Origin of the sequence: Halomonas sp. McH1-25, assembly GCF_022348165.1 — a bacterium.
Taxonomy (GTDB): domain Bacteria; phylum Pseudomonadota; class Gammaproteobacteria; order Pseudomonadales; family Halomonadaceae; genus Modicisalibacter.
The window spans coordinates 226,806-249,634 of sequence record NZ_JAKRFI010000006.1 but is presented as its reverse complement, the minus strand read 5'-3'; the positions used below and the strand labels follow the sequence as shown (position 1 = coordinate 249,634).

At 62.5% G+C, this 22,829-nt stretch carries 22 protein-coding genes; 16 read left to right on the top strand and 6 right to left on the bottom strand.

What is annotated here, in order from left to right:
- The 4 genes from MHM84_RS16190 to pcaQ all read left to right on the top strand — a co-directional run.
- Positions 1 to 479: aldehyde dehydrogenase family protein (locus tag MHM84_RS16190; RefSeq protein WP_239267392.1), on the top strand; the 479-nt coding region annotated here is incomplete at its 5' end.
- A 136-nt stretch (positions 480 to 615) separates the two neighbouring features.
- A complete protein-coding gene (locus MHM84_RS16185; RefSeq protein ID WP_239267391.1) occupies positions 616 to 1,623 on the top strand; it encodes an alpha/beta hydrolase in 1,008 nt (335 codons plus the stop codon).
- A 68-nt stretch (positions 1,624 to 1,691) separates the two neighbouring features.
- Positions 1,692 to 2,888: an MFS transporter gene (locus MHM84_RS16180; protein ID WP_239267390.1), complete on the top strand. Its 1,197-nt coding sequence runs from the start codon at positions 1,692 to 1,694 to the stop codon at positions 2,886 to 2,888.
- Between the two features lie 2 nt (positions 2,889 to 2,890).
- On the top strand, positions 2,891 to 3,814 hold the full coding sequence (gene pcaQ / locus MHM84_RS16175) for a pca operon transcription factor PcaQ (protein WP_239267389.1): 924 nt from the start codon (positions 2,891 to 2,893) through the stop codon (positions 3,812 to 3,814).
- Positions 3,815 to 3,850: 36 nt separating this feature from the next.
- Here the strand turns inward: pcaQ and msrQ are convergent, their stop codons facing one another.
- Together msrQ and msrP are read right to left on the bottom strand one after the other, a co-directional pair.
- Positions 3,851 to 4,480: a protein-methionine-sulfoxide reductase heme-binding subunit MsrQ gene (gene msrQ / locus MHM84_RS16170; protein WP_239267388.1), complete on the bottom strand. Its 630-nt coding sequence runs from the start codon at positions 4,478 to 4,480 to the stop codon at positions 3,851 to 3,853.
- Complete coding sequence (gene msrP, locus MHM84_RS16165) at positions 4,480 to 5,484, bottom strand: protein-methionine-sulfoxide reductase catalytic subunit MsrP (protein WP_239267387.1); 1,005 nt, start codon at positions 5,482 to 5,484, stop codon at positions 4,480 to 4,482. Before msrP ends, msrQ begins: the two co-directional genes overlap by 1 nt.
- A gap of 202 nt (positions 5,485 to 5,686) precedes the next feature.
- Between msrP and pcaH the strand changes: the two genes are divergently transcribed.
- The 3 genes from pcaH (at position 5,687) to MHM84_RS16150 (ending at position 8,375) form a co-directional block, all read left to right on the top strand.
- Positions 5,687 to 6,421, top strand: coding sequence for a protocatechuate 3,4-dioxygenase subunit beta (gene pcaH, locus MHM84_RS16160; RefSeq protein WP_239267386.1), 735 nt, complete (start codon positions 5,687 to 5,689; stop codon positions 6,419 to 6,421).
- Between the two features lie 10 nt (positions 6,422 to 6,431).
- Positions 6,432 to 7,067, top strand: coding sequence for a protocatechuate 3,4-dioxygenase subunit alpha (gene pcaG / locus MHM84_RS16155; protein ID WP_239267385.1), 636 nt, complete (start codon positions 6,432 to 6,434; stop codon positions 7,065 to 7,067).
- A gap of 207 nt (positions 7,068 to 7,274) precedes the next feature.
- Entirely contained in the window at positions 7,275 to 8,375 is a 1,101-nt protein-coding gene (locus MHM84_RS16150; protein WP_239267384.1) for a branched-chain amino acid aminotransferase, read from the top strand.
- Positions 8,376 to 8,455: 80 nt separating this feature from the next.
- Here the strand turns inward: MHM84_RS16150 and MHM84_RS16145 are convergent, their stop codons facing one another.
- The gene (locus tag MHM84_RS16145) at positions 8,456 to 9,196 is read right to left on the bottom strand and encodes a trimeric intracellular cation channel family protein (RefSeq protein WP_239267383.1); all 741 of its coding nucleotides are present in this window, start codon (positions 9,194 to 9,196) and stop codon (positions 8,456 to 8,458) included.
- A 137-nt stretch (positions 9,197 to 9,333) separates the two neighbouring features.
- The gene (locus tag MHM84_RS16140; protein WP_239267382.1) at positions 9,334 to 10,236 is read right to left on the bottom strand and encodes a LysR family transcriptional regulator; all 903 of its coding nucleotides are present in this window, start codon (positions 10,234 to 10,236) and stop codon (positions 9,334 to 9,336) included.
- Between the two features lie 105 nt (positions 10,237 to 10,341).
- On the opposite strand from MHM84_RS16140, the gene MHM84_RS16135 reads away from it, so the two are divergent.
- The 9 genes from MHM84_RS16135 to MHM84_RS16095 all read left to right on the top strand — a co-directional run bounded on the left by MHM84_RS16135 (position 10,342) and on the right by MHM84_RS16095 (position 19,490).
- Complete coding sequence (locus tag MHM84_RS16135; RefSeq protein ID WP_239267381.1) at positions 10,342 to 11,466, top strand: muconate/chloromuconate family cycloisomerase; 1,125 nt, start codon at positions 10,342 to 10,344, stop codon at positions 11,464 to 11,466.
- Positions 11,467 to 11,501: 35 nt separating this feature from the next.
- On the top strand, positions 11,502 to 11,792 hold the full coding sequence (gene catC / locus MHM84_RS16130) for a muconolactone Delta-isomerase (RefSeq protein WP_239267380.1): 291 nt from the start codon (positions 11,502 to 11,504) through the stop codon (positions 11,790 to 11,792).
- Positions 11,793 to 11,879: 87 nt separating this feature from the next.
- A complete protein-coding gene (gene catA / locus MHM84_RS16125) occupies positions 11,880 to 12,851 on the top strand; it encodes a catechol 1,2-dioxygenase (protein ID WP_239267379.1) in 972 nt (323 codons plus the stop codon).
- A gap of 132 nt (positions 12,852 to 12,983) precedes the next feature.
- On the top strand, positions 12,984 to 14,366 hold the full coding sequence (locus MHM84_RS16120) for a Rieske 2Fe-2S domain-containing protein (protein WP_275445805.1): 1,383 nt from the start codon (positions 12,984 to 12,986) through the stop codon (positions 14,364 to 14,366).
- A 14-nt stretch (positions 14,367 to 14,380) separates the two neighbouring features.
- On the top strand, positions 14,381 to 14,872 hold the full coding sequence (gene benB, locus MHM84_RS16115; RefSeq protein WP_239267377.1) for a benzoate 1,2-dioxygenase small subunit: 492 nt from the start codon (positions 14,381 to 14,383) through the stop codon (positions 14,870 to 14,872).
- Between the two features lie 28 nt (positions 14,873 to 14,900).
- Positions 14,901 to 15,935 (top strand): benzoate 1,2-dioxygenase electron transfer component BenC, encoded by a 1,035-nt coding sequence (benC, locus tag MHM84_RS16110; protein WP_239267376.1) that lies wholly within the window; start codon positions 14,901 to 14,903, stop codon positions 15,933 to 15,935.
- Positions 15,932 to 16,732 carry a benzoate diol dehydrogenase BenD gene (benD, locus tag MHM84_RS16105; RefSeq protein WP_239267375.1) on the top strand — a complete coding sequence of 267 codons (801 nt, stop codon included), beginning with the start codon at positions 15,932 to 15,934 and terminating at the stop codon, positions 16,730 to 16,732. Before benC ends, benD begins: the two co-directional genes overlap by 4 nt.
- Before the next feature lie 97 nt (positions 16,733 to 16,829).
- Positions 16,830 to 18,185 carry an MFS transporter gene (locus MHM84_RS16100; protein ID WP_239267374.1) on the top strand — a complete coding sequence of 452 codons (1,356 nt, stop codon included), beginning with the start codon at positions 16,830 to 16,832 and terminating at the stop codon, positions 18,183 to 18,185.
- A 108-nt stretch (positions 18,186 to 18,293) separates the two neighbouring features.
- Positions 18,294 to 19,490 carry a benzoate/H(+) symporter BenE family transporter gene (locus MHM84_RS16095; protein WP_239267373.1) on the top strand — a complete coding sequence of 399 codons (1,197 nt, stop codon included), beginning with the start codon at positions 18,294 to 18,296 and terminating at the stop codon, positions 19,488 to 19,490.
- Positions 19,491 to 19,592: 102 nt separating this feature from the next.
- On the opposite strand, the gene MHM84_RS16085 is transcribed toward MHM84_RS16095, so the two are convergent.
- Entirely contained in the window at positions 19,593 to 20,792 is a 1,200-nt protein-coding gene (locus tag MHM84_RS16085) for an alpha/beta fold hydrolase (protein WP_343218295.1), read from the bottom strand.
- Between the two features lie 65 nt (positions 20,793 to 20,857).
- Positions 20,858 to 22,420, bottom strand: a complete 1,563-nt coding sequence (gene norR / locus MHM84_RS16080; RefSeq protein ID WP_239267372.1) for a nitric oxide reductase transcriptional regulator NorR — start codon at positions 22,418 to 22,420, stop codon at positions 20,858 to 20,860.
- Between the last annotated feature and the right edge of the window lie 409 nt (positions 22,421 to 22,829).

Sequence of the window (22,829 nt, the reverse complement as noted above, 5' to 3'; positions counted from 1 at the left end):
GCACGCTGATCAACCGCGAATCGGGCGAGAAGCTCAATGCGCTGATCGACGATGCCGTGGCCAAGGGCGCCCGCCTGGCGACGGGCGGCAAGGCCGACGGCGTGATCATGCAGCCGACCCTGATCGACGGCGTGACCGAGACCATGCGCCTGTACCGCGAGGAGTCCTTCGGGCCGGTGGTGGCGATGATGCGCGTGGCCGACGAGGCCGAGGCGGTCCGCGTGGCCAACGACAGCGAGTACGGCCTGTCGGCGGCGGTATTCAGCCGCGACACGGCGCGGGCGATGCGTGTAGCCGGACAGATCGAGTCGGGCATTTGCCACATCAATGCGCCGACCGTGCACGACGAGCCGCAGATGCCGTTCGGCGGGGTCAAGGCCAGCGGTTACGGGCGCTTCGGCGGCAAGGCGGGGATCGAGGAGTTCACCGAATTGCGCTGGATGACCCTGCAGCTCGGCCCGCGCCACTATCCCATTTGAGCGGTCCCATTCAAGCGCCGAGCTGAGGCGGTGAAACACCGGGTATTGCGCAGCAGTGTGAGACAAGGCCTAAGCTGACGACAGGTCCCGCGCCCGGCGGGACCTTTTCGGTACACCGTCATGCTCAGGAGTCGTTATGGACAACGTACGTTCTCGCAAGTCGTCGGGCCTCGGTCGGCTGGCCCTGCTGGGTACGGCCGCCTGGTTCGCCTACGCTGCCTATCAGAAACGCCAGACGCTCAAGGCGCGTCGTTATGGGACCGATGACGTGCCCGTCGCACCGGCACTGTCGCGTAGTGCGCTGGTGGCAGGGATCCTGATGCGCTGGGAGGAGCACGGCGAACGCACCTCGGGCGAGTTGCCCATCGTCATGGTGCATGGTATTCCGACCAATCCGCGTATCTGGCGCTACGTGATTCCGCAGCTCGAGGATTCGGGTTCGCCCCGGCTGGCCTGGGAGATGGTCGGCTATGGCTACTCGATCGATGAAGGCTTGGGACGGGACATCTCGATTCCCGCCCAGGCGGAGTATCTGCAGGCCTGGCTCGAGGCGCAGGGCATCGAGCGGGCGGTCTTCGTCGGGCACGATGTCGGTGGCGGCGTGGTCCAGGCGCTGCTTGCCGCCCATCCCGAGCGCTTTGCCGGTCTGGTACTGGTGGACTCGGTGGCCTTCGACAACTGGCCGGTGCCGATGATGAAACTGGTGCAGCAGAGCCAGTCGATGGTCGACATGCTGCCGCCGGCCGCACTCAAGCCGCTGTTCCATACCGGAATTCGAGATCTCGGCCATGATGACGCCGGGCGCGGCATGGAGTCGGCGGCGCTGTTGTGGGAGCCTTACAGCCGTCCAACGGGGCCGGCCGGCTTCGCCAACCAGGCACGTTATCTGAGTGCCGCCGATACGCTGGAAGTCGCCACGCGGCTGGAAACCCGGCCGGAGCTGCCGGTGCGCATTGTCTGGGGCGAGAAGGATCCGTTGAGCGTAGACTCGGCGGAGCGGCTGGCCATGTTGCTCGGCGCGCCAGCCGTTGAGGTGATCCCCGGTGCACGACACTTCAATCCGGAGGATCATCCGGATATCGTTGCCGAGGCGATTCGCCAGGTACTGAAAGAGGCAACGGACGGCGCGACGGTCATCTCCTGATGCCTCCCTCGACGGGACGGGGGCCGTGGGGGTAGGCCTGCGTTGATTTTTGACACAAGGAACACGGTATGACGTCCCGCACCTTCGAGGGCGCAATCGATACGGAAAACACCGGCGAGCGCTGGCTCGCCTATGGCTTGCTATGGTGTCTGGGGCTCTATCTACGCCTGTCGATCCTGATCGTGCCGCCACTGATTCCGCAACTGAAGCGCGTGCTGGGTTTTTCCAGCGGTGACGTGGCGATCGCTACCAGCCTACCGCTGGTCACGCTGGCCTGCGGTGCGCTGGCAGCGGGTTGGCTGCTGGCACGTTTGGGTGCACGTGCCTGCATGCTAGGGGGGCTGGCGATCATGGCGCTGGGCAGCGCGCTGCGTTCCATGCCGGAAGGTTTCCTGCCGTTCCTGCTGGCCACTGTAGTGATGGGCGCAGGCATTGCCTTCATGCAGACGGCCATTCCGGTGCTCGCCAAACTGTGGGTGCCAGGGCGTGTCGGACGTGCCTCGGCGATCTACACCAATGGCCTGCTGGTTGGCGAGCTGCTCGCTGCCGGTGCTACCGGGCCGCTGGTAGCCGCCTGGCTTCAGGAGGACTGGCAGTGGGCCTTTGCGTTGTGGGTGGCACCGGTGCCGCTGCTGATGCTGGTTCTGTCATTGGCGGGCAAGGCGCTGCCGATGGCAGCCGGGACATCGGCCGGCCGGGGCGGACTGACGCTGCCCGACGTGCATGACAGACGCATGTGGCGGCTCGTGTGGCTGCTGGGCTCTGCCGCGGCGCTGTATTTCTGTGGCAACGTTTTTCTACCGCCGATTCTCGAAGGCAGCCAGCGCCTGGCTCTGCTCGATCCCAGTCTGGCGTCGCTCAACGCCGCACAGATGCTGTCCTCGGCGCTGCTGGTGATCTGGGCCGACCGTCTACTGGGCAAGCGCTGGCCGTTGATCGTGATTACCCTGTGCGCGCTGGTCGCGATCCCGGTCATGCTGGCATCGCCCGGAGAAAGCATTGTCTGGTCTGCCGGTGTGTTCGGGTTCTTCACCAGCTCACTGTTCATTTTCGTACTGGCACTGCCTGCCTGGCTGGTCAGCGTCGAGCAGTTGCCACGCCTGATGAGCGGTATGCTGTTCTTCGGTTATCTGCTGGTCTTCGCGATTACTGTGCTGGGTGGCTGGCTCAACGATGTCAGCGGTCATGTGGCGCTGGCATTTTTGCCCACGCTGGCGGTGAGCGTCGTTGCGATGCTGGGTACGCGGCGCCTGTTGGCGAGCTGATCATGCTCAACCCTCGCATCAAGCTGCGTCATTTGCAGGCCTTTCTGGAAGTCGCCCGGCAGCGCAGTTTCGCCCGGGCGGCCGATACCCTGGCCATTACCCAGCCGGCCATGTCCAAGACCATCCGTGAACTGGAAGAGGCGGTCGCCGCATCATTGTTCGAGCGCGGGCCACGTGGGGTAACGCTGACTCCCTCGGGCATGGCCCTGCTGCGTCACGCCGGGCCGGCAATCAATCTGCTCCAGGAGGGACTGGCCGCCGTACGCCAGCCGGCAAGTGGCGAAGCAGTGGTGCGGATCGGCGCACTGTCGACGGTGGAGGAGGGGCTGCTGCCGCAGGCCGCCCAGGCGTTGCATGAACACTTTCCCGACATACGTCTACAAGTGCATTCGGGGCCGAGTGCCTATCTGCTTTCGCAGCTCGGGCTGGGGGAGTTGGATCTGGTCGTCGGGCGCATGAGCGAGGCGCGGGAGAGCCGGGGGTTCAGCTTCGAGCATCTCTACCACGAACCGCTGGTGCTGATGGCTCGCGCCGGGCACGCCCTGGCGAGCCTGCCGCGTACGCAGTCGAGTGCCGACCTGCTGGGCGACTATCCCTGGGTGGTGCCACCGGCGCCAACCACGCTGCGCGAGCAGGTCGAACGCTTCTGGGTCGAGCAGGGCGGCCCGCCGCCGCCCATCGCACTGGAAACGCTATCGCTGACCTTGAGCCGCCGCTACGTGCAGCGCACCGACGCGTTGTGGGTCGCGCCGCTGGATGCCGTGCGCAGCGATCTGGCCGAGGGACGCCTGATCCGCTTGCCTATCGATATCGAGGCACATGGCGGCTCGGTCGGGTTGTGCATCAATGCGACCCGGGCGTTATCGCCGGCGGCCGAACGCCTGATCGAGCAGTTGCGGAACCTGGCGGGCAAGCGCGACCCCTGAGCATTCGTTTCAAGATAATGCGTTGATCGAGCCGGGTCAGGCTCGGACATGCCTCATTTGCCCACCTAGCCGCGACAGGCGTCGGGCGACCGTGGGGATGCGCAGTAGCATCAGCGCCAAGGCAACCGCGGCGTAAACGCTCCACTCCGTCAGGTCCGCGCGTACGATCCACAGGAAATGCAGTAGCACCAGCGCCAACACCAGATAGACCGCCTTGTGCAGTGGCTTCCAGCGCTTGCCCAATTTGCGCATGGCGTAGCGGTTGGAGGTCACTGCCAGGGCCAGCAGGATCAGCAGTGCCAGGGCGCCAACGATGATGTAGGGACGCTTCTGCAGGTCCTCGCCGAGTGCCGTCCAGTTGAGTCCGAGGATGAACAGCAGGTAGCAGAGCAGGTGCAGCACGCCGTAGCCGAACGTCCACAACCCCAACTGGCGGCGGATCACGCTGAAGCCCTTCCAACGTGTCAGCCGCGTCAGTGGCGTCAGGCTCAACGTGCACAGCAGCAGGATGAGTGCGCCCTGGCCCAGATTGAGCAGCAGGTAGCGTCCGGGCTCGGGTCCTGCAGCGCCGATTGCGACGTGGTAGGACCACCAGAGGATCGGCGCTAGCGCAGCCACGAAGACCAGCAGACGCCAGGCGAGAATGTGCCGGGATTGTCCTGCCATCAATAGAACTTCCGTAGATCCATGCCCTGATAGAGCCCTGCGACCTCCTCGGCATAGCCGTTGAAAGGCAGGGTGTCGATGACGTTGGGATTGAACAGGCTGTTGGGTAGGCGGCGTTCGGTAGCCTGGCTCCAGCGCGGATGGTCGACCTCGGGATTGACGTTGGCATAGAAGCCGTACTCGTTGGGGGCCAGCATGTGCCACGACGTCTCGGGCTGGGACTCGACCAGCGAGACGCGTACGATCGATTTGATGCTCTTGAAGCCGTACTTCCAGGGGACTACCAGGCGGAGCGGCGCCCCGTTCTGGTTGGGCAGCACGCGTCCGTACATGCCGACGGCCAGGAAGGCGAGCGGATGCATTGCCTCATCCATGCGCAGGCCTTCGCGATAGGGCCAGTCGATCAGTCCGAAACGCGATGCCTGACCGGGCATCTGCTTGGGGTCCTCGAGTGTTTCGAAGCGCACGTACTTGGCCTTGCCGGTAGGCTCGGCACGCTTGATCACATCGGCCAGAGGAATGCCCAGCCAGGGGATCACCATCGACCAGGCCTCGACGCAGCGCAGTCGATAGATGCGCTCCTCGAAGCGACTCGGCGTAATCAGATCCTCGAGCGCATACTGGCCAGGCTTGCCCACCTCGCCGTCTACGGCCACCGTCCACGGCACGGTCTTGAGCTGACCGGCATAGCGCGCCGGGTCGCTCTTGTCGCTGCCGAACTCGTAGAAGTTGTTGTAGTGGGTCGCATCGTCGAACGGCGTGACCTTGTCCTCTGCCGTGATCGCGTTCCAGCGGGTGTCGGCCAACTGGGCCTCGAACCATTCGGGGCCTTTTGCCTTGGTTACGTCTTCGTAGTCGGGGCCGGCCAGGGCGGCACGCGGCAGACTGGCTGCCAGCCCTAGCCCGACGACACCGCTCATAAACTTGCGACGCGACAGATAGATCGACTCGGGGGTGACGTCGTTCTCGCCAAGGGAAAGGCGGTGGCGTGAGCGGATCAGCATGGCAGAACTCCGGGGTAGAACCGTATACGCGTTACTGACCGTGACGCCATGAAATAGTTGCGTTGGACGGGCAGGCCGAACGGCATGATCCGGATAGGACATAACCCATAGGTTATGTAAGATGGGTGACTTTTCACTTGGTTAATCTCCCCAGTGGGCGACAATGTGCCGCATAACAAAGGCACTCAAAGGAGATAACCCCATGCCGCTCAACAAGGGCAAGCGCTTCGTCGAGCGCGACCGCACCTGGCATCCCGTTGCCTATACACCCGGCTACAAAACGGCCGTGGCCCGCTCGCCCAGCCTGCCGCTGGTCAGTCTGCAGTCACCGACGATTTCCGAACTCAGCGGACCCGATTTCCAGCATCTGCGCATGGGACCGCACGACAACGACCTGCTGCTCAATTACCGCGAGGGTAACGGCCAGGACGGTTTGCCGGTGGGTGAGCGCATCATCATGTTCGGTCGCGTCACCGACCAGTTCGGCAAGCCGGTGCCGCACACCCTGGTCGAGATGTGGCAAGCCAACGCCGGCGGCCGTTATCGCCACAAGAAGGACCAGTACCTGGCGCCGCTCGACCCCAACTTCGGCGGGGTGGGCCGTTGCCTGACCGACGAGGATGGCTGGTACCGTTTCCGCACCATCAAGCCCGGTCCTTACCCGTGGCCGAACGGCATCAACACCTGGCGTCCGTCGCATATCCACGTCTCGGTGATGGGACCGTCGATTTCCACACGTCTGATTACCCAGATGTACTTCGAAGGCGATCCGCTGATTCCGATCTGCCCCATCGTGCGCACCCTCAACGACCCGGAAGCCGTGCAGACCATGGTCGGTCGCCTCGACATGGCCCATAGCCGGCCGATGGATAGCCTGGCCTATCGCTTCGACATCGTGACGCGTGGCGAACTGCAGACCTACTTCGAGAACGTGTGAGGGGAATGTCATGAAACAGCCGAACTCAACGCCGACCACCGAACTCATGCTGCGTGAAACCGCCTCGCAGACCGCCGGGCCGTACGTACACATCGGCCTGGCCCTGAGTATTGCCGGGCTACCGCCACGTCAGGAAGAGATCTGGAACCGCATGGCCACGCCAGAGGCCGACGGCCAGCACATCGAGGTGGTGGGCAGCGTGATCGACGGTAGCGGCGATCTGATACGCGACACCTTCATCGAGGCCTGGCAGGCCGATGCCAACGGCGAATACCAGTGCGATTACGATCTCGAGAAGCCGTTCAACAGCTTCGGGCGGTCTGCGACGACGGTGGAATCCGGCGGCGAGTGGTCGCTGATCACCGTCAAGCCGGGTATCGTCAACGCCGCGAATGGCAAGCCCATGGCGCCGCACATCAACCTGGCGGTGTTCGCCCGCGGCATCAACATGCAACTGAACACGCGCCTGTACTTCGACGACGAGGCCGAGGCCAACGCGGCTTGCCCGGTGCTCAATGCCGTGGAGTCCGAGAGCCGTCGCCGTACATTGATCGCCAGACGCGAAGAGGGCGAAAACGGCAAGGTGCGCTATCGCTTCGACATTCGTATTCGTGGTGAAGGCGAGACAGTGTTCTTCGATTTCTGAACAGCGCTGCCAGATGCCTTGGAATGCGCTGCGACCCGTCGGTCGCAGCGCATTTTCGTATGGCTGGCGGAATTAGGGGCTACCTGTTAGCCCGCTCCTCAAAACTGCTTGCAGGCTTCCTCGGCATCGAGCATTCGTGTCATGATTAGCGTTTAGTTCACGCCGAATTTCAGCGTTTCCGCCATTCAGTACTGGAGAGCGATACCCGTGGCCACAGCAGGCTTTAGCTTGATTCCGAATGCCAACCCGACCGATGCCCGTGTGCGCGAGGAAATCCTGGCCAACCCCGGGTTCGGCCGTTTCTTCACCGACCACATGGCGCATGTGCGTTGGACGGCGAGCGACGACTGGCATAACGCCGAGGTGCGTCCCTACGGGCCGCTGACGCTGGATCCTGCCGCTTCGGTGTTGCACTACGCCCAGGAAATCTTCGAGGGCATCAAGGCCTACCGCCACGCCGATGGCTCGGTATGGGCCTTTCGTCCCGAGAAGAACGCCGCACGCTTTCGTGCCTCGGCGCGTCGCCTGGCGCTACCCGAACTCGACACCGAGACGTTCGTTGGCTCGCTGAAAGCCCTGGTGGCCCAGGATATCGACTGGGTGCCGACACCGGCGAGCGAAGCCGACGAATCGAGCCTGTACCTGCGTCCGTTCATGATCGCCAGCGAGAAGTTTCTCGGCGTGCGGCCGTCCAAGGAAGTCGACTACTACGTCATCGCTTCGCCCGTCGCCTCCTATTTCAAGGGCGGCATCAAGCCCGTGTCGATCTGGCTCTCCTCGACCTATAACCGTGCCGCGCCCGGCGGTACCGGCTTCGCCAAGTGTGGCGGCAACTATGCGGCATCGCTGGCCGCCCAGAAGGAGGCCGAGTCTCACCAGTGCGATCAGGTCGCGTTCCTGGATGCCGTGGAGAACAAGTGGGTCGAGGAACTCGGCGGCATGAACCTGTTCTTCGTGTTCAAGGACGGGCGCATCGTGACCCCGGCATTGACCGGCACCATCCTCGAGGGTGTGACCCGCGACTCGGTACTGCAATTGGCCAAGGATGCCGGGCTCAAGCCCGAAGAGCGCCAGATCAGCATCGACGAGTGGCGCGAGGGCGTGGCCTCCGGCGAGATCACCGAGGTCTTCGCCTGCGGCACGGCTGCCGTCATCACACCGATCGGCCAGCTGGTCAGCGAGCACGAGCGCATCGTCTGTACCAGCGAGAATGGGGGCGAAGTCGGCCGCTCCCTGCGCAAGCAATTGCTGGATATCCAGTACGGACGCAGTGAAGACGTTCATGGCTGGTTAACGCGCCTGGCCTGATCATTCTCGAACGCAAGACCAGGACAAGACGCCGCCACCCGAGAGGGTGGCGGCGTTTTTCGTCGTGATGCCGGACGAAGTTATCTGCGACGCCGTCCCGGGGGAATCATGCGCACGCGAGTTTTCGAGCGGCGTTGACTGAGCGGTTCGTTGCCTGTCCCGGTCGCGTCGTCAGCGGCTTGGGGCGGCGCTGGCGCGGATGGTGTGGTGATCCAGGCAAACACCGGCAGGGAAAGGTGCCAATAGATGGCGCTCAGGCGCAATCCCAGAGTCACTAGAATGCCCAGGGTACTGGTCAGGTAGGCATGGATAGCCAGGTCGCTCAGCACGACGTAGGTGCAGGCGCCCGCGATGGAGGCGGTGGCGTAGATTTCCTGACGCAGGACCATCGGCACGCGACGGGCCAGGACGTCGCGCAGCATGCCGCCCGCAACGCCGGTCAATAGCCCCATCAGCACCGCGACGATACCGGCATGGCCCAGCGTCAGCGCCTTGTGGGCACCGATGATCGAGAACAGCGCCAGGCCGAAGGCATCCAGCACCGGCAGCACGACGCGCGACAGCCGGTGAATGTAATGAAAGCCCACGATCGATAGCGTGACGGTGACGATGATCACCCACAGGTAGGTCGGCTCGTTGACCCAGAACACCGGGCGCACGCCGAGCAGCAGATCGCGTAGCGTGCCGCCGCCGATGCCGGTCACTGCCGCCAGCACCAGCATGCCGAAGGGGTCCATCCTCGAGCGGCAGGCAATGATCACTCCCGAGAGCGCAAAGACGATCACGCCCGCCAGGTCCAGCCAATAAACCCATCCTGCCACTGCGAGGCTCCTCTGTTAGTTGGTTCAGGCAATGCTCCCGTCTGTCATCGTAAGGCAGACGCGTCATGGTCACCTATTGGTTGGCACCGTTTCCGGTCCGACATCGATAGTTCATATCGAGTCATGGACACGTCTTGTCAGGGGTATCGGCCGCTGCGTCGGTTCTCGACCAGAACCTCGAGGATGGCATTGGCCTCCTGCATGACCGGCGAGGGCGGCTCGCCGCGGCGGCGACTGCAGATGATCGGCGTGGTGATGTGCTTCTCGGCGAGCGGCACGTAGACGATGTTGTCGCGCTTGAGCCGACCGACCTGCTCGGGGACCAGGGTGATACCCAGGTCCGAGGCCACCAGGCCGAGTGCCGTCTGCAGTTCGTTGGCCTCCTGAGCCACGCTGACCTTGAGCCCGCGGCGCCGGAACAGACCCAGCGTGACGTCGGCAAGGCTCGGCCTGGGCGATGCCGGAAACAGAATCAGTGGATACCTGGCCAGCTCGGCCAGGGTCGGCTGGCTGTTTTCCAAGGGATGCCCGGCCGGCAGCGCGGCGATGATCGGCTCCTCGAACAGGATCTCCTGCTCCACGTCCGGATCGTCGATCTGCAGGCGGCCGAAACCGATGTCGATGCGTCCGGCCTTGAGCGCCTGGATCTGTTGCACCGTGGTCAGCTCGACCAGCGACAGCTCGACATTATCCTTTTGTCTCAAACCGCGTACCAGCAGCGGCAGTTGGCCATAGAACAGCGAAGGGACGAAACCTATCCCGAACATCAACAGGTTACTGCGCGCAATGCGCCGGGTAGCCGTGACTGTCGTGTCGAGTTTTTCCATTACCTGCAAGGTATGCTCATAGAAGAACTGGCCCGCCGTGGTCAGGGTCAGCCCGCGTCGACTCCTCTCGAACAGCGTAACGCCAATTTCGTCTTCCAACTGCTTGATTTGCCTTGTTAAGGGCGGCTGGGCCATGTGTAGGCGCTGCGCCGCCCGGGTCAGGTTCAGCTCATCGGCCACGACGCAGAAATAGCGCAAGTGACGCAGTTCCATGATACCTCCTGGGTATGGCAGGACACCCAAACGATATTGGTTTCCCCTCCGGCGCGCAATCAAACTGCCTTCAATCCATCACAGGGCGCTATTCGGGAGCCACGCATGTCCGCCGTGATCGACACCATCGAAACCCATCTGGTCGACTTGCCGACCATCCGGCCGCACAAGCTGTCGATGACCACCATGGCCTGCCAGACGCTGGTCATCGTACGCATGCGCCACTCCGATGGCATCGAGGGGCTGGGCGAGGGCACCACCATCGGTGGACTGAGCTACGGTCCGGAGAGCCCGGAAAGCATCAAGCGCAACATCGATACCTACCTGACACCGCTGCTCATCGGCCAGCCGTCGGCCAATATCAATCTGCTGCGGACACGCATGAATCGCCATGTGCGCGGCAACGCCATCGCCAAGTCGGCGCTGGAAACTGCGCTGCTCGATGCCCAGGGCAAGCGCCTGGGGCTCTCCGTGGCCGCGTTGCTCGGCGGGGCGCAGCGCGAGCACTTGCCGGTACTGTGGACCCTGGCCAGCGGCGATACCCGCAAGGACATCGACGAAGCCTTCCAGCGCCTCGACGACCGTCGCCACTGCGATTTCAAGCTCAAGATCGGCGCCAATGCCGTCGACGACGACGTACGTCACGTAGCGGCCATCAAGGCGGCCCTGGGTGACCGCGCCAGCGTTCGCGTCGACGTCAATCAGGCCTGGGACGAGGCCACGGCGGTACGCGGTATCGCCGCCCTGCAAGACGCTGGCATCGAGCTGATCGAGCAGGCCATTCCGGCGCGGGAGTTCGCCGGCCTGGTTCGCCTGTCGAAGCGCTTCCAGGTGCCGATGCTCGCCGACGAGGCAATCCAGGACGCACGTGACGCTTTCACGCTGGCCGCGGACGGCTTCAGCGGTGCCTATGCCCTGAAGATCGCCAAGTCCGGCGGGCCGTGCGGAGCGCTCGAGCTGGCGCATGTAGCCCAGTCGGCAGGTATCGGTCTCTACGGCGGCACCATGCTCGAAGGCACGCTCGGCACCGCCGCCTCGCTGCATGCCTGGGCGACCCTCGACACCCTGGCCTGGGGCACCGAGATGTTCGGCCCGCTGCTGCTTAAGGACGACATCGTTGCCGAGCCGCTGCGTTATCAGGAGTTCGGGGTCGAGCTGCCCAAGGGGCCGGGACTGGGCATCACCCTCGATGAAGACAAGCTGAGCCATTACCGCCGCAAGGACGGTTGAGGCTCGAGGCCAATCATCCACTTGGGAGACCGATCATGCTGTTTCACGTCGAAATGACCGTCAAGCTGCCCCCCGACATGCCGGCCGAGAAGGCCGTCGACATCAAAGCGACCGAGAAGGCCTATGCACAGGAGCTGCAGCGCCAGGGCAAGTGGCGCCACCTGTGGCGGGTCGCTGGCAGCTACGCCAACGTCAGTGTCTTCGATGTCGAGGACAACGCCGAACTCCAGGAAATCATCAGTGGCCTGCCGCTGTTCCCTTACATGGAAATCCGCGTCAAGCCGCTATGCCGCCACCCGTCGTCCGTACGCGATGGGGATGTCTGAACGGGAGCGAGACCTTGCAGGCCCCAGGTACATCTAGCCACGCCAGTTCATAGACGACCAATGACTACAACAAGTGAGGTAACGACCATGACCGTCAAGATTTACGATACCCGCGAAGTTCAGGAATTTCTGAATACTGTCAGTGGCTTCGAGCAAGCCGGCGGCAACGTGCGCGCCAAGCAGATCATGCATCGCCTGCTGTCCGATGTGTACCAGCTGATGGATGACTTCGACGTCACTCCCGAGGAGTTCTGGTCCACCGTCAGCCTGTTGAATGAACTGGGCAAGACCGGCCAATTCGGTCTTCTGGCGCCGGGGTTGGGCTTCGACCATTACCTGGACATGCGCATGGATGCGGCTGACGAACAGGCTGGTCTGAGCGGTGGCACGCCGCGCACCATCGAAGGTCCGCTATACGTGGCCGGTGCCCCCATCAGTGAGGGCGAGGCACGCATGGATGATGGCACGGAAGCCGACGCCGAGGTCATGTGGTTGACCGGGCAGGTCCGCGATACCGACGGCAACCCGATTGCGGGCGCCCAGGTCGAGATCTGGCACGCCGACTCCAAGGGCAACTACTCCTTCTTCGATCCGTCCCAGTCGGACTATAACCTGCGCCGGACCATCATGGCCGACGCCGAAGGCCGCTACCGGGTGCGCAGCATCATTCCTTCCGGTTACGGCGTACCCCCGGAAAGCCCCACCGACCAGGTGCTGTCGGCCCTGGGCCGCCATGGTCAGCGCCCGGCGCATATTCACTTCTTCATCTCTGCGCCGGGGTACCGTCATCTGACTACCCAGATCAATCTGGCCGGCGACCCCTACACCTTCGACGATTTCGCCTTCGCCACCCGTGAAGAGCTGGTGGTAGAAGCTCAGCGTATCGAGAACGCGACCGAGGCCGAGAAGCGTGGCCTGGAAGGGCCGTTCACCGAAGTGATCTTCGATGTCGAGCTGGCCAAGACATCCGACCCGGAACAGCAAAGCCGCCACAAGCGCCCACGTGCCCTCGAGGAAGACATCGAGGTGCGGACTCAGACGGCCGTGGCCGAGGCCTGATTCGGCACATCCCTGACGAATACTGATCACCGCTGACTTACCGTCGCCCTGACGATGGGGTGGGGCACCCTGGCCGGATGCCGAGACAGACGGGGAAGCAGCGGCGACCAAGACACCATGAGGAGCATGATCATGACCACTCAGCTTGATCGTCTCGAGGAGCGGGTTCGCGGTGCCGTCGTCGATGACCCCGAGAGCGGCATCTTCCGTTGCCACCGCAGCATGTTTACCGACCCGGCCTTCTTCGAGCTGGAAATGAAGCATATCTTCGAAGGCAACTGGCTGTTCCTGGCCCACGAGAGCCAGATCCCTGAGCCGGGCGACTACATGACCGTGACCCTGGGCCGCCAGCCGGTAATCATCACCCGCGACAAGCAGGGCGAATTGCACGCGCTGATCAATGCCTGCGCCCACCGCGGCGCCACGCTGTGCCGCAAGAAGCGTGGCAACAAGGGCACCTTCACTTGCCCGTTCCATGGTTGGACCTTCAAGAACGACGGCAAGCTGCTCAAGGCCAAGAACGAGAAGACCGGCGCGTACCCGGAAGGCTTCAAGCAGGACGGCTCGCACGACCTCAAGCGCATCGCGCGCTTCGAGAACTATCGCGGCTTCCTGTTCGGTAGCCTGAGCGCTGACGTCCAACCCCTCACCGAGCATTTGGACGAGACCACCAAGATCATCGACAACATCGTCGATCAGGCCCCGGAAGGCCTCGAGGTCCTGCGCGGCACGTCTTCCTATACGTTCAGCGGCAATTGGAAGCTGGGCGCCGAGAATGGTGCCGATGGTTACCACGTCAGCACGGTGCACTGGAACTATTCCTCGACCATGGAGCGGCGCAACTACGACGCCGGTGGCACCAAGGCGGTGGATGCCAATGGCTGGTCGAAGAGCCTGGGCGGTTTTTACTCCTACGAGAACGGCCACATGATGCTGTGGACGCGCCTGCTCAACCCCGAGGTGCGCCCGGTCTATTCACAGAAGGAGTGGCTGGAAAAGGAGTTCGGCGAAGCGCGGGCCGACTCCATCGTCAATCAGACCCGCAATCTTTGCCTGTATCCCAACGTCTACCTGATGGACCAGTTCTCCACGCAGATTCGTGTCATCCGCCCGCTGGCCGTGGACAAGAGCGAAGTCACCATCTACTGCTTCGCGCCCAAGGGCGAGTCCGCCGAGAGCCGCGCGCTGCGTATCCGCCAGTACGAAGATTTCTTCAACGTCAGCGGCATGGGTACCCCGGATGATCTGGAAGAGTTCCGCGCCTGTCAGAGCGGCTATGCCGGCCTAGATGCCGAGTGGAACGACCTCTCCCGTGGCGCCAAGCAGTGGATCGAAGGCGCCGACGACAATGCCAAGGCGATCGACATGAAGCCGCTGCGCAGTGGCGCGTCACCCGAGGACGAAGGTCTGTACGTGATGCATCACAAGCATTGGGTCGCCGAGATGCTGCGTGCCATCGACAAGGAACGCAGCCAGTTCATTCCCACCACGCCCGTAGCAACGAGCGCGTCGTAAAGGAGGATATCGCCATGAGCATGAACTTTCTGGATATCCAGGCCTTCGTTCATCGGGAAGCGCGTCTGCTCGACGACCGCGAATGGGACGAGTGGCTGACCTGCTACAGCAAGAACGTGGTGTTCTGGATGCCGGCCTGGGACGACGACGACCGGCTGACCCAGGACCCGCAGTCCGAGATCTCGCTGATCTACTACCCCAACCGCGAGGGGCTGGAGGATCGGGTCTACCGCATCAAGACCGAGCGCTCCGGGGCGACCAGCATTCCCGAGCCGCGCACCACCCACCAGATCTCCAACCTGGAGGTACTGAGCCAGGACGGCGACAAGGTCGAGCTGCGCTTCAACTGGCACACCCTGAGCCACCGCTACCAGCAGACCAATGCCTACTTCGGCACGTCCTTCTACACCCTGGACGTGTCCGGGGACACCCCGCTGATCGAGCGGAAGACGGTGATCCTCAACAACGATTACATCCATCAGGTCATCGACGTGTATCACGTCTGAACGGCGACCGGATGGGAGGAGAACGACCATGAGTTACACCATTGCGCTCAACTTCGAGGACGGCGTGTCCCGCTTCATCACCTGCAAGGCAGGGGAAACGGTGCTCGACGCTGCCTATCGCCAGAAGATCAACCTGCCGATGGATTGCTCCGATGGCGTCTGCGGAACCTGCAAGGGCCATTGCGAGCAGGGGGCCTTCGACATGGGCGATGACTATCTGGAGGAGGCGCTTTCCGAAGAGGAGGAGGCCGAGGGCAAGGTGCTGACCTGCCAGATGGTACCGTCGTCCGACTGCGTCATTCAGGTACCGGTGGCGTCGACGTTGTGCAAGACCCAGGTCGGCGAACTCACAGGCCGGGTGGCTCGGGTCGAGCAGCTCTCCGAGGACAGCATCGAGCTGGCGGTGGATCTGGATGAAGACGCTGAGCTGACCTTCTTGCCTGGGCAGTACATCAACATCCAGGTGCCGGGCAGCGAAGAGACGCGCTCCTACTCGTTCAGCTCGCGCCCAGGCGACAAATGCGCGTCGTTTCTGATCCGCAACGTGCCGGATGGCTTGATGAGTGGCTACCTGACCGGCGCGGCCAAGCCCGGCGAGCGTCTGACCATGACCGGGCCGCTGGGCAGCTTCTACCTGCGTGAAGTGAAGCGCCCATTGCTGATGCTGGCCGGTGGCACCGGCCTGGCGCCGTTCCTGTCCATGTTGCAATTGCTGGAAGAGAAGGGCTGCGATCAGCCGATTCACATGATCTACGGCGTCAGCCGCGACGATCACCTGGTCAAGATGGATGCGCTTGAGACCTTTGCCGAGACGTTGCCCGAGTTCAGCTATACCACCGTGGTCGCCGACGAGGCGAGCCAACACCCGCGCAAGGGCTACGTGACGCGCCACATGGCACCTGAGGTGCTGCACGATGGCGACGTGGACGTCTACCTGTGCGGGCCACCGCCAATGGTCGATGCCGTGCTCAAGCACTTCCGCGAACAGGACTTCACGCCAGCCAATTTCCACTACGAGAAATTCGCACCGAGCCTGACGCCCGCCAGCGAGGAGGTCGCATGAGTACTACCCGCGTTCAAGCCTCACGCTTCCAGAATCACGTGATGGTCGTGACCGGTGCCGCCCAGGGCATCGGGCGGCGGGTCGCCGAGCGGGCTGCCGAGGAGGGGGCTCGCCTGGCGCTGATCGACCGTGCCGACGTGGTGCATGAGGTCGTGGAAGCCATCACTGGCCAGGGCGGCGAAGCGATTGCCATCCAGGCCGATCTCGAAACCTGGGCAGGTGCCGAGGATGCCCTGCGCCAGGCCCGCGAGCGTTTCGGCCGGATCGACATCCTCATCAACAACGTCGGCGGGGCGATCAACTTCAAGCCGTTCGTCGAGTTTACCGACGCCGAGATTAGCGCCGAGATCACCCGCTCGCTGATGCCGACCCTGTGGTGTTGCCGGGCGGCGCTGCCAACCATGGTCGAGCAGGGCAGCGGCGTCATCGTCAATGTCTCGTCGGCGGCGACCCGCGGCATCCATCGCATTCCTTACTCGGCAGCCAAGGGCGGGATCAACGCGATCACCGCCTCGCTGGCCTTCGAATATGCCGAGCATGGCATCCGCGTGGTTGCCACCGCTCCCGGTGGTACCGAGGCGCCGCCGCGGCGTATCTCGCGCGGCACCCCTGAGCCGCGCAATGACCAGGAACAGGCCTGGTTCCAGGCGCATATCGATCAGACCAAGCAGAGCTGCCTGTTCGGCCGTTACGGGACCCTGGACGAACAGGCCGCGCCCATCCTGTTTCTGGCATCGGGTGAGGCCAGCTACATCACCGGCAACGTGGTTCCGGTGGCGGGAGGCGATCAGGGCTAGTCGTACACATCACTATCAACACCAACGCCAGCTGTCGCCGCCTGTGGCGGCGACGATCCCCTGCTGCTCGACAACTGTATAACTATGGAGCACGACAATGCGTACGATCGACGTCAACGAGGTAGTGGATAACGCCCGGTTCACGCCGTTCCACTGGAACGTGCTGTTCTGGTGCACCCTGGTCATCATCTTCGATGGCTATGATCTGGTCATTTACGGGGTGGTTCTGCCCCTGCTTATGGAACAGTGGCAACTCAGTCCCATGGTGGCGGGGCTGCTCGGGAGTAGCGCCCTGTTCGGCATGATGTTCGGCGCGATGTCCTTCGGCACGCTGTCCGACAAGTGGGGACGCAAGAAGACGATTCTGCTCTGCGTCGTCCTGTTCAGCGCGACGACGGTGATCAACGGCTTCGCCACCACGCCCTGGCAGTTCGGCATCCTGCGTTTCATTGCCGGGCTGGGGATCGGCGGTGTGATGCCGAACGTTGTGGCCCTGATGACCGAGTATGCACCCAAGCGCTCACGCAGCACGCTGGTGGCGGTGATGTTCAGTGGCTATGCAGTGGGCGGCATGATGTCGGCCGGCCTGGGTATCTGGATCGTGCCGACCTTCGGCTGGCAAGTGATGTTCTTCCTGGCGGCCGTTCCGCTACTGATGTTGCCGCTGATCATCAAGTTCCTGCCGGACTCCGTCGGCTTCCTGCTCCGCCAAGGGCGAGACGACGAGGCGCGTCGTATTCTGAAAGCCATCGACCCAAGCCAGGACATCTCGACATCCGATACGCTGGCGTTGCCTGCCGCCAAGGAGTCCAAGGCCCCCGTGCTCGACCTGTTCAAAGAAGGCCGTGCACTCAGCACCCTGATGTTCTGGACCGCCTTCTTCATGTGCCTGCTGATGGTCTATGCGCTGGGCTCCTGGCTGCCCAAGCTGATGTCCATGGCCGGTTACGCGCTGAGCTCGAGCCTGATGTTCCTGATGGTGCTCAACATCGGCGCTATCGTCGGGGCCGTGGGTGGCGGCTGGCTGGCCGATCGCTTCCATCTCAAGACCGTGCTGGTGGTGTTCTTCATCTTCGCTGCGGCATCGCTCAGCCTGCTCGGCTTCGAGAGCCCGATGTGGGTGCTCTATAGCCTGGTCGCCGTTGCCGGGGCGACCACCATCGGCTCGCAAATCCTGCTCTACGCCTACGTCGCCCAGTTCTATCCCATCGCGATCCGCTCCACCGGGCTAGGGTGGGCCTCGGGGATCGGCCGCAACGGTGCTATCGTCGGGCCGCTGCTGGGTGGCAGTCTGCTGGCGCTGGCCTTGCCGCACCATCTCAACTTCATTGCCTTTGCCATTCCCGGCGTGATTGCTGCCGTGGCCGTGTTCCTGGTCAGCCGACGCGTCGGTGATGCCCAGGCAGCACGCACGGGAGCGCAGCCCTCCTCCATAGCCCCCAGCGGAGGCTGACGGACGTACCCTGGCTAGGGTCCTTCTTCGCCCGCGATGCCTCGCGGGCGTTTTTTGTGTTATTCGGGAGTATTCATAACAATACGCCCCGAAAGGAGCGAAAAGCACATGTTCAAGGATTGGTCGTTGCCCGCCGTGACGGCGGGGTTTCTCGCGGTATTGATCTCCTATTCCGGGCCGTTGGCGATCTTCTTCCAGGCGGCGCAGAGCGCGGATGTTTCGTCCGCGATGATGACGTCCTGGGTGTGGGCCATCTCGATGGGGGCCGCCGTCTCGGGTATTGCGCTGAGTGCCTGGCTAAAGATTCCAGTGGTCACGGCTTGGTCGGCGCCCGGCACGGCGCTGCTAGTCACGCTGTTCCCTGGTCTGTCGCTGAACGAGGCGGTAGGCGCGTATCTCACGGCTGCACTCATCATCTTCGCGATCGGTATCACCGGCACCTTCGACCGGCTGATGAGCGTGATTCCCCGGGGCATCGCGGCGGGCATGATGGCGGGCATCCTCTTCCAGTTCGGGCTGGGGGCCTTCCAGGCCATCGAGGGGACACCCCTGCTGGCGGTCGGCATGTTGCTTGCCTACCTGCTGTTCAAACGCCTGGCGCCCCGCTACTGCCTGATCCTGCTGCTCGTGACCGGGGCCGGGCTGGCCATCGGCCTGGAAGGCGCCTCGCTGGACGGCGTGCGCTGGCAGTTGGTGTCACCGGTATTCATCGCGCCCGAGTGGACCTGGCACGCGACCCTGAGCCTGGCGATTCCGCTGGTGCTGGTCAGCCTCACGGGCCAGTTCCTGCCCGGCATGGCCATCCTGCGCGGTGCCGGCTACCCGGCGTCGGCGCGCTCGATCATCAGCGTGACCAGCCTGACCTCCATGATCGTGGCTGTCTTCGGTGGTGTCACCACCGCCATCGCAGCGATCACGGCGGCCATCTGTACCGGCAAGGACGCTCACGAAGACCCGAGCAGGCGCTATGTCGCCGGCATCGCCAACGGCCTGTTCTACCTCATCGGAGGGTGTTTTGCGGGCAGCATCGTCGCCTTGTTCACGGCGTTGCCGGGAGCGTTCGTGGCCGTGCTGGCCGGTCTGGCACTGATCGGGGCCATCAGCGCCAATATCATGACGGCAATCGAGGCGGAGGATCATCGCGAGGCGTCCGTCATCACTTTCATGGTCACCGCCTCGGGACTGAGCCTGTTTGGCCTGGGAGCTGCCTTCTGGGGCGTGGTGATCGGCTGTGTAGCCTATGCCCTATTGCATCGCCGCTATCGCAAGCGTCAGGTTTATCGCCAGGAGTCGCAAGGTAGGTGACGACGTAGCTGAAGCCGGCCGAGATCTACGGCCGGCAACCATTTGGATTGCAGATTTCGCCGGTGGGTCAGGTTCATGTGCCAGTGAGGTTGCGGTAACGGCTCAAGCCGTTGGACGCGGCTCCCTCTCGATTGCCGTGTCTTCCAGCATGACGCACTCGACGATCAACTGCCCCTGCACGTTCTGGCAGGTTCCGTTCACCCGGACAGGGAGCTCGCTGCCATCTCGCGTCAATAAAGAAAGACGTAGGTTCTCGGCCTTGCCCTGGAGACGGACCATGGGGAATAGATACATCTGAAAGAAAAGTCGGCTGGCGTCCGTGAGGATGAAATCTACCGAGCGCCCTTGTAGATCATCGGGGGAATAGCCCAGCCACTGCTGTAGCTTATCGTTGGCCGTCGTTATCTTGCCCTCCATCGTGAATGCCAGAAAGCCGCAAGGTAACGAATAGAGCGAGCCGGCTGATGACGCTACCGGCGCATAGGCCGGACAGGGTAGGTATTCGCGGATCGCGCGGATGACTTCAGAGGGATGGCTCATGTGCGGGCAATGTCCCGTAGCGGACATGAGCTTGTAGGTGCTACGAGGCATGTGTTGATGTACATACTCCCCGATGGCCGGCGAGGCAATCGCATCTTCCCGGGCCTGGAGGACCAAGGCAGGCACCGTGGCTTGGGGGAGGTCGGCGCGGTTGTCGGAAAAGAACGTGACGGCGGCAAAATTGCGGGCAATGGCCGGGTCGGTGGCACAGAAGCTCTCTTGCAGCTCTTCCGTCAGTTCCGGTCTCGCCTCATGACTCATGATGGTGGGCGCCAGGAAGCCGGCCCAGCCCAGGTCGTTCTTCTCCATCATGGCAAGCAGCCCGATCAGGGCGCTCTGTTCGAAACCGCCCATGTAGTCGGGTGGATGGTTCAGGTAGCAAGGCGATGGACCGACCATGACGAGACGTTCGAAACGCTCGGGTTCGCGGATCGACGCGAGCAGGCCAATCATGCCGCTCACCGAGTGACCGATGAAGATGGCGCGGCGGATATCCAGGGCGGCCAGCACATCCAGCACGTCCTGTGCGTAGCCGTCCAGGCTGGCGTATCGCTCCGATGTATACGCCGAAAGGTCTGACTGGCCCGCTCCGACATAGTCGAACAGGACGATACGGTAGTCATCGGCGAAAGACGGCGCCACGAATCGCCACATATTCTGATCGCAGCCGAACCCCGCGGCAAAGATCATGGCCTGCGTGCCATGGCCGGTGACCTTTACGTTGTTTCTCAGCAGCACATTGGCTTTTACGTCCTGTTGCACCGGCGGGAACCCCTATTGATATGAGAAAAAGGACGGCATGGCAGGCTGCGGCCGTTCTTTACGGATTACTTCAGCCCCAGGCGCTTTCCCAGCCGATGCAGGTTGCCACTGTCCGTGGCCAGAGCGCGCGCCGTTGCCGCCCAGTTGTCGTCGTGGCTTGCCAGGGCCCGATAGATATAGCGCCGCTGGAAATTGTCCGTCGCCTCGCGCAGTGCCATCCAGACAGTCTGATTCTTCGACGCCGGCAGGATGGCTTCCTCCGCAAATGGCGCGTCCACGCTGTCTTCCGGCAGGTCCAGATGCGTGCGGGTGATGTACAGAGCGCCACGCTGCTGGGGCGACTCCAGCGCATCGTTTTCGTGTAGCCTGTCGCCGAGCGCCCGCAAGGCAGCTCGACTCAACGTGTGTTCCAGTTCTCGTACATTGCCCGGCCAGTGCCAAGCCTGTAGTGCCATTTCCGCGTCTTCGGTCAGACGCAGGTTGGTCAGGCCGAGACGCACGCGATTCTCTTCCAGAAAGCGGCCGGTCAGGATCGGTATGTCTTCTTTGCGGTCCCGCAAGGCGGGTACCTGAAGCGGAAACGCACTCAGGCGATGATAGAGATCCTCGCGAAAGCGACCGGCCTTGACCTCGCTGGCAAGATCGCGATTGGTGACGGCAATGATACGGACATCGACTCGCTGAGTATGCTCACTACCGAGAGGCTGGATTTCGCCTTCTTGTAAAACGCGCAGGAGCTTGGGCTGAAGCGAGAGAGGTAATTCACCGATCTCGTCGAGCATCAGAGTACTGCCATCGGCGACAGCAAAATAGCCCCGATGATCCTTGATGGCGCCCGAGAACGCACCGCGCCGATGCCCGAACAGTGCACTTTCGATCAAATGCTCCGGTAATGCTGCGCAATTGACACGGACCAGGCGATTGTCTCGCCGAGCGGAAAGCGTATGCAGTTGCTGAGCGACCCGTTCCTTGCCGACCCCGGTATCACCATGCAAAAGCACATTCATGTCGGTAGGCGCCACCAGCTTGACGGCTTCATCAAGACGTCGCATGGCAGGGCTGTGCCATTGGATTGCGACTGGGGCGGAACATGGTCTGTCGTCTGTTGCATCCAGCCGGGCATGGGATGATTCGAGCCGGGATGCCACGCGAAGCATATTGGCGAGCATATATGCCGTCGCATGCAGCTCCTGTGTATCGACCTGATCGAAATGCGCGGGTGTCAGTGCATCCAGGGTCAAAATGCCCAGCAGTTGGTCCTCGTGACGTAGCGCCACGCCAAGGCTGTCACGAACGCGATCCTGCCCTTGGCCAATCAGGCCCTCCAGTGGCGCAGGCAGGGTGGAATCCGACGCGAAGCGGGAAACCCCAGGCTCAGTGGCAATTGCGGCCAGGCGTGAATGGTCGCTCAACAAAAAGCGCCGGCCATGAATATCTTCAGGCAGCCCCAGGGCAGCGAGAGGGCGTAGCCCTTCGCGATTCACAATCATCAAGGTGCAGGCATCGGCAGGATAATAGCGGTTGAGCGCTTCGAGGAACTGCGCCCAAGCATCACGTTGCGTAACTGCAGGACAGGCGTCGCTCATGCGACTGAGCAGATGGCCCATGGCGAGAAGGAGAGACGTCATAGTGATCTTTTGACGATCCGTTGTCAGTTTGTCACTGTCATTTTTTCATTGTCTGTTGGGTTAATGCAAAAAAACCATGTAACTCATCACGACGTCATAATTTTATGATTATAAAACAATTGGTTATAATAATATGCAAAGTTGGCACATTAATTGCTTGAAAAATTAAGAGGCTAATTTTCAGGTGAAAGAAGTGCCATTGTCTTTGAAGGAACTCTACTTGGTGGCCAAAAATAAAGCCCGGCCTGTGAGGGCCGGGCTTTGCAGCGCAAGTCGCGCTGTGCGTCCTTGCGATCATCGCGAGCGTCCTGCTCGTGCCTCCTTGGTTCATCGAGCGTCCTGCTCGGGTTCCTTCAATACACATCCTGTGTAAGCCGCTTAATCTCTCATGTTTCCCAAATGCAAGAGA